The sequence below is a fragment of the Rhizobium sp. RSm-3 genome, from assembly GCF_001854685.1.
Lineage (GTDB): Bacteria > Pseudomonadota > Alphaproteobacteria > Rhizobiales > Rhizobiaceae > Rhizobium > Rhizobium ecuadorense.
In genome coordinates this window covers 181,584-192,633 of sequence record NZ_MAWZ01000004.1, presented here as the reverse complement: position 1 = coordinate 192,633, position 11,050 = coordinate 181,584, and the positions used below count along the sequence as shown (strand labels likewise).

Below are 11,050 nucleotides of genomic sequence, written 5' to 3'. Positions count from 1 at the left end.
TCGATCCGAAAGTAGCGCCGGCAACCGACATTGACATGGATCTCGGACCAAAGACCGGGATCGATCGGACTGAGGTCCGAGGCGTGGAACGACCCCGTCTCCAACTGGTTGGTCTGGCAGCGGTCACCAAGGCCGCTTCAAAACAGAAGGAGGAAAATATGCTCTCCAAGCTTATCGTCTCTGCGGCAACTGCTGCGACCCTCACGTCCGGCGTCGCATTCGCCCAGTCATCGACCGTCAATGGCGCGGCCGGCGGCGCAGTCACCGGGGCGATCGTCGGCGGTCCCGTCGGCGCTGCTGTCGGCGGTGTTGCCGGCGCTGTCGTCGGCACCGCGATCGATCCGCCGCCGCAAAAGGTGGTCACCTATGTCCGCGAGGCTCCGGCACCTTCGGCGCGCGTGGTCGTAAAGGAGAAGGTTGTCGTCGGGCAGCCGCTGCCGGAAACGGTCGTGGTAACGCCTATTCCGGATGATCCGACCTATGCCTACGCGGTGGTCAACGATGAACGTGTCATCGTCGAGCCGTCGTCCCGCAAGGTAATCCAGGTCATCAAGTGACCTGATGCCCAACGCGGCCCACCGCCGCGTCTTACTTCACAAATCGTCATTTACATCAGCCGCACGACGGACGGCAGCGTCGTCGTGCGGCCAAAATCAGTGAGATTGTTATGAAGAGCAAGACACTCGCCGTTCTGATGACGGCACTCTCGATCGGCGTTTCTCCGGTCGGCATGATGTCTGCCTCGGCGCAGGATGCGCCCATCCTTCCCAAGAAGGGGACCGCGCAGAGCGGCCAGCCCAGCGACGGTGCGGCACAGCAGCCGGACGCGGGCGGTGCTGCTTCGGGCGGCGCAGGCGCATCGACCGGCCAGGGCACGCAGCAGCCTTCGGGCTCCGATGGAAGCTCGTCGGGTGCATCCTCGGGAACCACTGAGCCTGGCGCCAAGACACAGTCCGGCGCTAAGACGCAGTCCGGAAGCTCGGACAGTTCGACGACGCAGAAGTCGGGGCAGTCCGCGACGGAAGGCCAGAAGCCTGCCGGCAGCCAGGAGGGGACCTCGACCGGCACCTCGAACAGTTCTGGCGAAACACAAAAATCCGGCGATGCCGCGACGTCCTCCGGCGGCTCGACCGAAACTCAGTCGAACAGCAAGACGAACGTCGAGAACAACAATACCTCGGTCGACGCCAACACCAAAAACACCACCAAGACCGAGACGAACAACACGACCAACGTCAACATCTCTGTGGAGCAACAGACGGAAATCCGGACTGTCGTAAAGGAGGTTCATGTCGAGCCGGTGCGGGACGTGGACTTCACGGTCTCGGTTGGCACCACCATTCCGAAGAAGATCAGGTTGGAGCCGCTGCCGCCGCGGATCGTGGAGATCGTTCCGCAATACAAGGCCTATCGTTTCTTCATCCTCGCCGACGGCCGGATCGTCATCGTCGATCCTTCGGCGTTCACGATCGTCTACATCATCACGGCATAGCAGCCGGCGCCCGGCGGCCTTGCGCCGCCGGGACGAGGAGAGGAACATGATCTATTCCGAACAGAAATCCCCTGGTCTGGCCCTGCCGCTCGTCGCCATTCTGCTGGCGATCGCCGGTATCCTCGCCGTGCTTGTCGCCACCGGCGGCCGGCACGGCGGCACGGCCGGCCGCGTCTGGGTTCCACAGGCGCAACAGCAGGGGGCGGGGCAATGAACGGCCTCGCCTCCGTCGCCTTCGGCATCGTCAGCTCGGTGGGTGCCTGCATAGCTGCCGCATCTGTTACTTCGCACGTCGTGGCGGATACCGAAGCCCATGCCTTGCAAGTCCTTGCGGAGCCGGATCTCTGGACGACGGGGCCGATGAAAATCGACCCTCGGCAGCAGCGTTATGAACGGATTGCGCCTGTCTATTCCAGTTATGTCACCGAGGCGCCGGCCGTCATGACGGTAAGGGCGAAACCGGAACCCGCTGGCCCGTCGACCGAACGCCTGGGGCCGCAACCAAAATTTCCGGCCGAACACCTTGCCTGGTGCGCTGAGCGTTACCGCTCCTTCGATCCTGCGACCAACAGCTATCGATCCTATAGCGGGGAGATCCGCGCCTGCTCTTCGCCGCACCAGCCTGATGCCGCCGACGCCGATGACGGCGCGAGCACGAAAGTGAATGCACAGGCGGCGGCCTGGTGTGCCGCTCGCTACAGGTCGTATCGGCCTGAGGATAATACATATCAGCCGTGGGACGGCCCGCGGCGCGGCTGCGACGCGCCGGTGATCGTGGCGACGAGCAATTGATCGTCGCCGGGGCGAACCGATGTCGGACCTAAGTCCGTGTTGCAAACGCTACGGTTGTGATATCGGTTGTATTGAGGGCGGAGATCAGGGGAATGGCGACGACGCTGGTAACGGAAATCCAGAGGGCGCAGGCAAGGCTCCGGTCGCTGAGCAGGGCGGACCGGAGCGCCCTTATCGTCCGCATTCTGCGCGAGCTGCAAACACATCGGCATGAGGTTCTCGGCCATGTGCCGGCCGACCGCTGCGTCTGGATCGACAGGCTCATTGCCTCGGTTTCCTCGACGATAGCTGAGATCACCGGCATGCCCGACGCCGAATTCAATCGTGTCTTGAACGAATTCGAAAAGCTTATGGCGACGCTGCATAATATTTCGCATGCGGAGCAGCAATTGAAGACAATTCACTGACGGGGAATTGCCCGCGGTTTATCGTGCCCGCGTGCAAATTGAGCGCTTCGGCCCGACCCACTGGAAACCGATCCCTTCGCGCAAGCGTTCTCCTTCCATGAGCGAAACGAAATCCCCGACCGATCGTGACGAGGTGTTGTCCGGCGATGACGACCCCAAGCCGGGCGCCGACGTTTCCTTTCCTTACGACAGGATGACCATCGAGCAGTTCCGAAAGCGTTTCCCTCGTGCCCGCTGGAGCGACGCCCGCAAGGCCTGGTTCGTTCCCGGACGCGCGGCGCCCCGCCGCATCGGGAGATGGCTTGCCGAGCTGGAGGCCGAAGCCGACGCCCATGCGGATGCCAAGGGACGCGACGCCTTCGCCTTCGATCCGATCGACAGTCCATATCTTCAACTCGGCAAGGCAGGCTTTCAGATCGGCACGCCATACTCGAAAACCGTCGTCGACGAACTGCGCGAAGTACCGTTTTCCCGGTGGGACGGCGATCTCAGGCTGTGGCACGTTCCCTTCCGATCCTATGAGGACCTCAGACACAGATGGCCTGCGATCGAAGCGGCCGCGCGCCGAAACGAGCCGGAGGAGAGACGGCGCCGCGCCGAGGAGCGCAAGGGGACCGAGCAGGAGATGCGCGGCAAGCTGCGCTCGGCGGAACGAAAGCGCCATCGCTACCCGCTGCCCGCCGACGACCTGCCGCCGATCGGCAGACCGGTCGCCGTCTCCTATGGCATTGTCGTCTTTACTGAGATCACCGGCGAACTGGCCGACCCGGATATCGTGGCGGACTTCTATCCCGGCGTGACCGAAGATCACGTCTGGGGATATTGGCGGGCGCCGACACTCGAAGAACTCGTCCGCACATGGCCCGCGAAAACGCCTCCGGTTGAGGATGCCAGGTGGTGGCTGCCGACCATCGAGGAACTGAGGCCGGCGCGCCGCGCGGCAAGATCGCGCGAAGCCAGGAGGCGCGCGAAGGCGCTGTGATCTGGAGAGGGGCTGAAGCGACTAAGTCTAAAGTCCGAGTATCGTTGCGCAATGGAACAAGTTTCGGCAATGGCCATTTGTCGTCTATGAAAACAGCCCTGCCGATGTCGCTTCTCGCTCTGATCATCTCCGTTGGCGATGCCGCCGCGGCAGAACTCAAAGCCGATGCAATCAACGCCGCTTCGATTGCTTCAATCAAGACAGAAAAGCGCTCGTCCGAAGATCCGGACCCGGCAATCGTCCGCCTTCAGGTCCTGCTCGACCGTGCCGGCGCCTCTCCTGGCGTCATCGACGGGCTCGCCGGCGAGAACGTCAGCAAGGCGGTCGCCGGTTTCGAGGCGATGAACGGGCTTCCCGTCGATGGCAGGCCGGATGCGGAGGTCGTTTCCCGTTTGGAAGGCGATGCGCCGATCGTCGAGAGCTATGTGGTTTCGGCGGACGATGCCAAGGGCCTCGTCGACAAGATACCCGAGGATTATGGCGAGAAGGCCAAGATGCAGAGCTTGGGCTATACCAGCGTTGCCGAAAAGCTCTCCGAGCGTTTTCACATGGGCATCGATCTCGTCAACGCGCTCAACCCGGCTTCGCCGTTTGCTCCAGGCGATACGGTGTGGGTGGTGAACCCCGGTCCCCCAAGGGAAGGCAAGGTCAAGAAGATCGAGGCCGACGGGAAGACGGGGCAGGTTCTGGCCTATGCCGAGGACGGAGCGCTGCTGGCCGTCTATCCCGCGACGATCGGCAGTAAAGACAATCCGTCGCCCTCGGGAAAACACAAGGTCAAGGGCGTCGCCAGGATGCCGGTCTACCGCTATGACCCGAAGCTGAACTTCAAGCAGGGAAAGAACGACAAGGTCCTGACCATCCCGAAAGGCCCGAATGGCCCGGTCGGCACCGTCTGGATCGACCTGACGGAGCCGACCTATGGCATCCACGGCACGCCGGAGCCGAAGCTCATCGACAAGGTCGGCTCGCATGGCTGCGTGCGGCTGACGAACTGGGACGCCGAAGAGCTTGCCGGCATGGTGAAGCCGGGTGTCCTCGTTGATTTCGTCGATCGCAGTCCCGCCGCTCCGAAGTGAGGCGCGGCATCTCGCAATTCCACGCGTCCCCCGTCAAATCAGCGGCTACGAGGCCTTGGCTTCGAAAGCGGGGGCGAAATCACCCAGCGATTTCGCCTTGAGGATCATGCCGCCGATATCTTGCTCCACGATCGCTTCCAGATCGGCAAAGCTGTCGATGACGTAATAGATCGGCTGGAGGATATCGATGCGGTAGGGGGTCCTGAGAACGCTCATGAGATCGAAGGGCCGGAATTCGCAGGCCGTGCCTTCCGTTGCCGCCTTGGCTTCGCTCGGCGACGAGACGATGCCGGCGCCGAAGCAGCGGCGGCCTTGCGGCGTGTTGATCAGGCCGAATTCGACGGTGAACCAGAAGATCCGGAACAGATGCCAGGAATAGCCTTTGCCGAGGCGGACGGCGGCTTCGCCGAAATGCCTGACGAAATTGGCATAGCTCTGGTTGGTCAGCAGCGGGCAATGGCCGAAGACCTCGTGGAACAGGTCCGGTTCCTCGATATAGTCGATATGCTCGCGGCGGCGCAGGAAGGTTGCCAGCGGGAATTTGCCCTGCGACAGAAGCTCGTAAAAGCGCGAGGGCGGGATCAGCGCCGGCACGCCTTCGACGCCGAAGCCGGTGGTTTCGTGCAGGCGTCTGTCCACGTCGAGAAGCTGAGGCACTTTCTCCGGCTTGAGCCCCAGCAAATCGACGCCATCCAGATATTCCTGGCAGGCCGTGCCGGCCAATATCTTCATCTGACGCCGGTAGAGCTCGCCCCAGATCGCATCTTCCTCTGGGCCGTAGTCATAGAGGCCGTCCGGGCCGGGCAGTTTCGCGGTGTAGCTGCTTTCCTTGGTCATAGGCTGATCCTCCCTGAGCGTGACGATATTGCCGCCATTATCCTCCAGCTATGGCGGATTTTCTTTTCTTTCCTCTTGGATTTCGCCATAATACTGGCAGATTTTCTCTAGGAATGGGCAGAAAATGAAAGAAACTGGGAATTTTCGCCGCACCCTTCTGCAGCTCATCCAGGCCGACGGCAGCCTGTCGCTGGCGGATCTGGCCGAGAAGGCCGGCATGTCGCAGAGTTCGGCCTGGCGGAAGATCCAGGAACTGGAAGCTGACGGCGTGATCCGCAAGCGCGTGACGCTACTCGACCCCGGCAAACTCGATCTCAAACTCTGCGTGATCGCCCATGTCACGCTGGAGGATCACCACGAAGAGGCGGTCGCCTCCTTCGCGTCGGTGGTGCTGGAGCGGCCGGAGATCATGGAGTGCTACGCCTTGTCAGGCGCTTTCGATTATATGTTGAAGATCCGGGCGAAGGACGTGGAAAGCTACGAAGCCTTCATGACCCGCTACCTCATGCGCAACCCGCATGTGCGCACGGTGGTCTCGAGCTTCGTGCTGCGCGAGCTGAAATTCTCGACCGAACTGCCGCTCTGACGCCTGTCGCCAAGTAAATCGCCAATCGGTGACAGCGGGAGGTCATCGCGCGCTGTCGCCGTGCCAGCTGCCCGGCATGCGCACCGGAAAGCCCTCGAAGGTTTTCAGTGTGTCGAGCACGATCGAGGTCTTCACGTGCTGCACAGACTCGTGCGGCAAAAGAACGTCGTTGACGAACTTCGAGAGGTCGGCGAGCCCGCGGGTCGCCACCTTCAGATGGTAGTCCATTTCACCGGTCAGCGCATAGGCTTCGAGAACCTCCGGCAGTCCGTTGATCAGTTGGGAGAAACGCTGGGCATTGTCTCTGTTGTGGGTCGCAAGCGTCACGGAAATGACCACCAGCATATCCAGGCCCAGCTTTTCCCGGTCGAGATAGGCCCGGTAGCTGCGGATATAGCCTTCCGCCTCCAGCCGCGTGCGCCGGCGCGAGCATTGCGAGGGTGAAAGTGCGATCCGATCGCCCAGTTCGTTATTCGTCAGCCTGCCGTCCTTTTGCAGTTCCTGCAGCAGCCGCAAATCCAATTTGTCGATCTGTTCATCCATTGCGTAGAATCTCCAAAACACTCACGAAGCGTGCATAATTTGTTCTAAATGCATGAAGAATGCAAGGATTTTGCACGCGTTTTGGGCCACACTTTGCGCAGTTAAACTCCATCTCGTCAGGAGGATAAAATGGGTCCTTTCCCACATGATGCGCCGCCATCCGAAATCACCGCCGACAACCCGGCCGGCACCGATGGCTTTGAGTTCGTCGAGTTCGCGCATCCCGAACCCGAAAAGCTCAGCGAACTCTTCACCCGTATGGGCTATGTTGCGGTTGCCAGGCACAAGACCAAAGACATCACCGTCTGGCGCCAGGGCGACATCAACTATGTCGTGAATGCCGAGCCCGGCAGCCATGCCGCCCGCTTTGTCGAGCAACATGGTCCCTGCGCCGCGTCGATGGCTTGGCGTGTCGTCGACGCCAGGCATGCTTTCGACCACGCGGTGTCGAAAGGCGCCACTCCCTATGAGGGCGATGACAAGATGCTCGACGTCCCGGCCATTGTCGGCATCGGCGGCTCGCTGCTCTATTTTGTCGAGACCTACGGCGCCAAGGGATCGGCCTACGATGCCGAGTTCGATTGGCTTGGCGAGCACAATCCGCGTCCTGAGGGGATCGGCTTCTATTATCTCGACCATCTCACCCACAACGTCTTCCGCGGCAATATGGACAAGTGGTGGGATTTCTACCGCGAGCTGTTCAACTTCAAGCAGATCCACTTCTTCGACATTGACGGCCGCATCACCGGTCTGGTGAGCCGCGCCATCACCTCGCCCTGCGGCAAGATCCGCATTCCGCTGAATGAATCGAAGGACGACACCAGCCAGATCGAGGAATATCTGAAGAAGTACCGGGGCGAGGGCATCCAGCACATCGCCGTCGGCACCGAGGATATTTATGGCGCCACCGACCGGCTTGCCGACAACGGCCTGCGCTTCATGCCGGGTCCGCCGGAAACCTATTACGACATGTCCTATGAACGGGTGAACGGCCACAGTGAACCGATCGAGCGCATGAAGAAGCACGGCATCCTCATCGACGGCGAAGGCGTGGTGAATGGCGGCATGACGAAAATCCTGCTGCAGATCTTCTCCAAAACCGTGATCGGCCCGATCTTCTTCGAATTCATCCAGCGCAAGGGCGACGAAGGTTTCGGCGAAGGCAACTTCCGGGCGCTGTTCGAGTCGATCGAGGCCGATCAGATCAAGCGTGGTGTCATCGGGACGGCGGCGGAGTAAACTCTCTCGCGCGTCTGAAAAGACGCGCAGCGCCGGAGAGTGATGGGAGGAGTTGAGCATGGACCAGACATCGATCCAGACGGTCGACGGCGAAGCCGCGGCCGCAGACAGACTGAAATACATGCCGGGCTTCGGCAACGACTTCGAAACCGAGTCGCTTCCCGGCGCCTTGCCACAGGGCCAAAACAGCCCGCAGAAATGCAATTACGGCCTCTATGCCGAGCAGCTTTCCGGCTCGCCGTTCACCGCGCCGCGCGGGACGAACGAAAGATCCTGGCTTTATCGCATTCGCCCGAGCGTGCGCCACACCCGCCGCTTTTCCAACGCTTCCTATCCGCTCTGGAAGACCGCGCCGTGCCTCGACGAACACTCGCTGCCGCTCGGCCAGCTTCGCTGGGATCCGATCCCTGCGCCCAAGGAGAGACTGAATTTTCTGGAAGGGGTGCGGACGATCACGACGGCGGGCGATGCCGTGACCCAGGTCGGCATGTCGGCGCATGCCTATGTCTTCAATGAGGACATGGTCGACGATTACTTCTTCAATGCCGATGGCGAACTGCTGATCGTGCCGCAGCTCGGCGCCCTCAGAGTGTTCACCGAAATGGGCATCATGGATGTCGAGCCCCTGGAAATATGCCTCATCCCCCGCGGCATGATGTTCAAGATCCTCGGGATCGGCGAGCAGCCGGTCTGGCGTGGTTATATATGCGAAAACTACGGCGCCAAATTCACGCTGCCGGACCGCGGCCCGATCGGCGCCAATTGCCTGGCGAACCCGCGCGATTTCAAGACGCCGGTCGCCGCCTACGAGGACAAGGAAACACCGTGTCGTGTCCACGTGAAGTGGTGCGGAAAATTCTATGTCACCGAGATCGGCCACTCGCCGCTGGATGTCGTGGCCTGGCACGGCAACTACGCTCCGTTCAAATATGACCTCAGGACGTTCTCTCCGGTCGGCGCCATCCGCTTCGATCATCCCGATCCGTCGATCTTCTCGGTGCTGACGGCGCCGACCGAAGATGCCGGCACCGCCAATGTCGATTTCGTGATCTTTCCGCCGCGCTGGCTGGTGGCCGAGCATTCATTCCGTCCGCCTTGGTATCACCGCAACATCATGAGCGAGTTCATGGGCCTGATCCACGGCCAGTATGACGCCAAGGAAGAGGGCTTCGTGCCGGGCGGCATGAGCCTGCACAACATGATGCTGCCGCACGGACCGGACGCGCTCGCCTTCGAAAAGGCGGCCAATGCCGAGCTCAAACCGGCGAAGCTCGATCACACCATGGCCTTCATGTTCGAGACCCGATACCCGCAGCAACTGACGAAATACGCCGCCGAGCTGGAAACGCTGCAGGAGGATTACCTCGAGTGCTGGGACGGGCTGGAACGCAAGTTCGACGGAACCCCCGGTATCAAGTGACAGCATCGGAATTGGAACATGAAACTTGCGACCTTGAAGGACTCCACCAGGGACGGCCGCCTTGTCGTCGTCTCCCGCGACCTGACCCGCTGCTCCGAAGTCGGCCATATCGCCCGCACGCTGCAGGCAGCGCTCGACGACTGGGAGCATGTGGCGCCGAGACTTGCGCTGATTGCCGAAGGCATCGAGACCGGAGCCCAGCCGACGCTGCGCTTTCACGAGCATGACGCTACGTCACCTCTACCGCGAGCCTATCAATGGGCCGACGGTTCCGCTTACGTCAACCATGTCGAACTGGTGCGCAAGGCCCGCGGTGCCGAAATGCCGGCAAGCTTCTGGACCGACCCGCTGATGTATCAAGGCGGTTCGGATACTTTCCTCGCCCCGCGCGAGCCGATCCTGGCGACCGACGAGGCCTATGGGATCGATATGGAGGGCGAGGTCGCCGTCATTACCGGCGACGTCGCCATGGGAGCGGACCCGGAGGCCGCCCGCGGCGCCATCCGTCTGGTGATGCTCGTCAACGACGTGTCGCTGCGCGGCCTGATCCCCGACGAGCTGGCCAAGGGGTTCGGTTTCTTCCAGTCCAAACCGGCCTCGGCATTTTCGCCTGTGGCGGTGACGCCGGACGAGCTGGGAGAGGCGTGGGATGGCGGCAAGCTGCGTCTGCCGCTGCTCGTCAGCCTGAACGGCAAGTCCTTCGGCAAGGCCAATGCCGGCATCGACATGACCTTCGATTTCGGCCAACTGATCGCCCATGCCGCCAAAACCCGCAGTCTTACGGCCGGAACGATCATCGGCTCGGGAACGGTTTCCAACAAGCGGGACGGCGGCCCGGGCCGCCCGGTCGAAGACGGCGGCGACGGCTATTCCTGCATCGCCGAGATCCGGATGATCGAGACGATCGAAACCGGCGCGCCGAAGACCCCCTTCATGCGCTTCGGCGACCAGGTCCGCATCGAGATGAAGGACCGTGCCGGCCATTCGATCTTCGGCGCGATCGAGCAGACCGTCGAACGCTATGGAGGAGCGGGGGCGCAATGAGCGAGGTCGTTCTTTACGACTACTGGCGATCGTCGGCGAGCTATCGCGTCCGCATCGCGCTCAACCTGCTTGATATCGACTACAGGACGGTGCCGGTCAATCTGCTGGAGGGAGTTCACAGGACGCCGGACTATCTCACGCTCAACCCGCAGGGGCTGGTGCCGACCCTGGTGATCGACGGAAAAGCTCTCACCCAGTCGCTGGCCATCATCGAATATCTGGCCGAGTTGCGGCCGGAAGGTGGATTGCTGCCGGGAGACAGCGCCGGCCGCCAGCATATCCGCGCGCTGGCCTATGCGGTCGCCATGGACATCCATCCTATCTGCAATATGCATGTCGTGACGCATCTCATGACCATGACCGACAAGGCCGACGCCCGCGAGGCGTGGATGCAGCATTTCATCGCCGACGGACTTGGCAAACTGGAGGCGATGATCGATGGCGCCGGCGGAGCCTTCAGCTTCGGCGATGCGCCGACGATGGCGGACCTCTGCCTTGTCCCGCAGGTTTACAACGCCCGCCGCTGGGGCGTTGATATCACGCATCTCAAGCGCATCGTCGAAATCGACGCCAGATGCGCCGAACTGCCGGCCTTCCAGGCGGCGCATCCCGACCGCGTAAAGCTGTGA

Annotated in this window: 14 protein-coding genes; 12 read left to right on the top strand and 2 right to left on the bottom strand. The window is 61.7% G+C overall.

Annotated features, from left to right (window positions below):
• Window positions 1–158 precede the first annotated feature (158 nt).
• The 7 genes from BBJ66_RS08305 (at window position 159) to BBJ66_RS08280 (ending at window position 4,752) form a co-directional block, all read left to right on the top strand.
• The gene (locus BBJ66_RS08305; RefSeq protein ID WP_071086201.1) at window positions 159–557 is read left to right on the top strand and encodes a DUF1236 domain-containing protein; all 399 of its coding nucleotides are present in this window, start codon (window positions 159–161) and stop codon (window positions 555–557) included.
• A 110-nt stretch (window positions 558–667) separates the two neighbouring features.
• Window positions 668–1,492 (top strand): DUF1236 domain-containing protein, encoded by an 825-nt coding sequence (locus BBJ66_RS08300; RefSeq protein WP_071086199.1) that lies wholly within the window; start codon window positions 668–670, stop codon window positions 1,490–1,492.
• Window positions 1,493–1,538: 46 nt separating this feature from the next.
• Window positions 1,539–1,706, top strand: coding sequence for a hypothetical protein (locus BBJ66_RS34895; protein ID WP_167347774.1), 168 nt, complete (start codon window positions 1,539–1,541; stop codon window positions 1,704–1,706).
• Complete coding sequence (locus BBJ66_RS08295; protein ID WP_071086197.1) at window positions 1,703–2,284, top strand: BA14K family protein; 582 nt, start codon at window positions 1,703–1,705, stop codon at window positions 2,282–2,284. The genes BBJ66_RS34895 and BBJ66_RS08295 overlap by 4 nt, the downstream gene beginning before the upstream one ends.
• A 92-nt stretch (window positions 2,285–2,376) precedes the next feature.
• Window positions 2,377–2,691, top strand: coding sequence for a hypothetical protein (locus BBJ66_RS08290; protein ID WP_071086195.1), 315 nt, complete (start codon window positions 2,377–2,379; stop codon window positions 2,689–2,691).
• A 97-nt stretch (window positions 2,692–2,788) separates the two neighbouring features.
• Window positions 2,789–3,673, top strand: coding sequence for a hypothetical protein (locus tag BBJ66_RS08285; protein ID WP_071086193.1), 885 nt, complete (start codon window positions 2,789–2,791; stop codon window positions 3,671–3,673).
• 77 nt (window positions 3,674–3,750) lie between these two features.
• Window positions 3,751–4,752, top strand: coding sequence for a L,D-transpeptidase family protein (locus tag BBJ66_RS08280; protein ID WP_083335535.1), 1,002 nt, complete (start codon window positions 3,751–3,753; stop codon window positions 4,750–4,752).
• Between the two features lie 45 nt (window positions 4,753–4,797).
• Here BBJ66_RS08280 and BBJ66_RS08275 read toward each other — a convergent pair whose 3' ends face one another.
• Complete coding sequence (locus BBJ66_RS08275) at window positions 4,798–5,589, bottom strand: phenylalanine 4-monooxygenase (protein ID WP_049733183.1); 792 nt, start codon at window positions 5,587–5,589, stop codon at window positions 4,798–4,800.
• Between the two features lie 124 nt (window positions 5,590–5,713).
• Between BBJ66_RS08275 and BBJ66_RS08270 the strand changes: the two genes are divergently transcribed.
• A complete protein-coding gene (locus BBJ66_RS08270; RefSeq protein WP_049733184.1) occupies window positions 5,714–6,175 on the top strand; it encodes an Lrp/AsnC family transcriptional regulator in 462 nt (153 codons plus the stop codon).
• Window positions 6,176–6,217: 42 nt separating this feature from the next.
• On the opposite strand, the gene BBJ66_RS08265 is transcribed toward BBJ66_RS08270, so the two are convergent.
• Window positions 6,218–6,718 carry an Lrp/AsnC family transcriptional regulator gene (locus tag BBJ66_RS08265; RefSeq protein WP_049733185.1) on the bottom strand — a complete coding sequence of 167 codons (501 nt, stop codon included), beginning with the start codon at window positions 6,716–6,718 and terminating at the stop codon, window positions 6,218–6,220.
• 129 nt (window positions 6,719–6,847) lie between these two features.
• Between BBJ66_RS08265 and hppD the strand changes: the two genes are divergently transcribed.
• From hppD to maiA, 4 genes are read left to right on the top strand one after another with little or no spacing between them, the layout of a single operon-like run.
• The gene (hppD, locus tag BBJ66_RS08260) at window positions 6,848–7,957 is read left to right on the top strand and encodes a 4-hydroxyphenylpyruvate dioxygenase (RefSeq protein WP_049733186.1); all 1,110 of its coding nucleotides are present in this window, start codon (window positions 6,848–6,850) and stop codon (window positions 7,955–7,957) included.
• Window positions 7,958–8,015: 58 nt separating this feature from the next.
• Window positions 8,016–9,377 carry a homogentisate 1,2-dioxygenase gene (gene hmgA, locus BBJ66_RS08255; protein WP_071086189.1) on the top strand — a complete coding sequence of 454 codons (1,362 nt, stop codon included), beginning with the start codon at window positions 8,016–8,018 and terminating at the stop codon, window positions 9,375–9,377.
• Between the two features lie 18 nt (window positions 9,378–9,395).
• Window positions 9,396–10,421 carry a fumarylacetoacetate hydrolase family protein gene (locus BBJ66_RS08250; protein WP_071086187.1) on the top strand — a complete coding sequence of 342 codons (1,026 nt, stop codon included), beginning with the start codon at window positions 9,396–9,398 and terminating at the stop codon, window positions 10,419–10,421.
• Window positions 10,418–11,050, top strand: coding sequence for a maleylacetoacetate isomerase (gene maiA, locus BBJ66_RS08245; protein ID WP_071086185.1), 633 nt, complete (start codon window positions 10,418–10,420; stop codon window positions 11,048–11,050). Before BBJ66_RS08250 ends, maiA begins: the two co-directional genes overlap by 4 nt.

Bases quoted from the DNA above. Each gene is read 5' to 3' on its own strand.
- BBJ66_RS08285 (WP_071086193.1), top strand. From the start codon at position 2,789: ATGAGCGAAACGAAATCCCCGACCGATCGTGACGAGGTGTTGTCCGGC.
- BBJ66_RS08295 (WP_071086197.1), top strand. From the start codon at position 1,703: ATGAACGGCCTCGCCTCCGTCGCCTTCGGCATCGTCAGCTCGGTGGGT.
- BBJ66_RS08275 (WP_049733183.1), bottom strand. From the start codon at position 5,589: ATGACCAAGGAAAGCAGCTACACCGCGAAACTGCCCGGCCCGGACGGC.
- BBJ66_RS08300 (WP_071086199.1), top strand. From the start codon at position 668: ATGAAGAGCAAGACACTCGCCGTTCTGATGACGGCACTCTCGATCGGC.
- BBJ66_RS08250 (WP_071086187.1), top strand. From the start codon at position 9,396: ATGAAACTTGCGACCTTGAAGGACTCCACCAGGGACGGCCGCCTTGTC.
- hmgA (WP_071086189.1), top strand. From the start codon at position 8,016: ATGGACCAGACATCGATCCAGACGGTCGACGGCGAAGCCGCGGCCGCA.
- BBJ66_RS08265 (WP_049733185.1), bottom strand. From the start codon at position 6,718: ATGGATGAACAGATCGACAAATTGGATTTGCGGCTGCTGCAGGAACTG.
- hppD (WP_049733186.1), top strand. From the start codon at position 6,848: ATGGGTCCTTTCCCACATGATGCGCCGCCATCCGAAATCACCGCCGAC.
- BBJ66_RS34895 (WP_167347774.1), top strand. From the start codon at position 1,539: ATGATCTATTCCGAACAGAAATCCCCTGGTCTGGCCCTGCCGCTCGTC.
- BBJ66_RS08290 (WP_071086195.1), top strand. From the start codon at position 2,377: ATGGCGACGACGCTGGTAACGGAAATCCAGAGGGCGCAGGCAAGGCTC.
- maiA (WP_071086185.1), top strand. From the start codon at position 10,418: ATGAGCGAGGTCGTTCTTTACGACTACTGGCGATCGTCGGCGAGCTAT.
- BBJ66_RS08270 (WP_049733184.1), top strand. From the start codon at position 5,714: ATGAAAGAAACTGGGAATTTTCGCCGCACCCTTCTGCAGCTCATCCAG.
- BBJ66_RS08305 (WP_071086201.1), top strand. From the start codon at position 159: ATGCTCTCCAAGCTTATCGTCTCTGCGGCAACTGCTGCGACCCTCACG.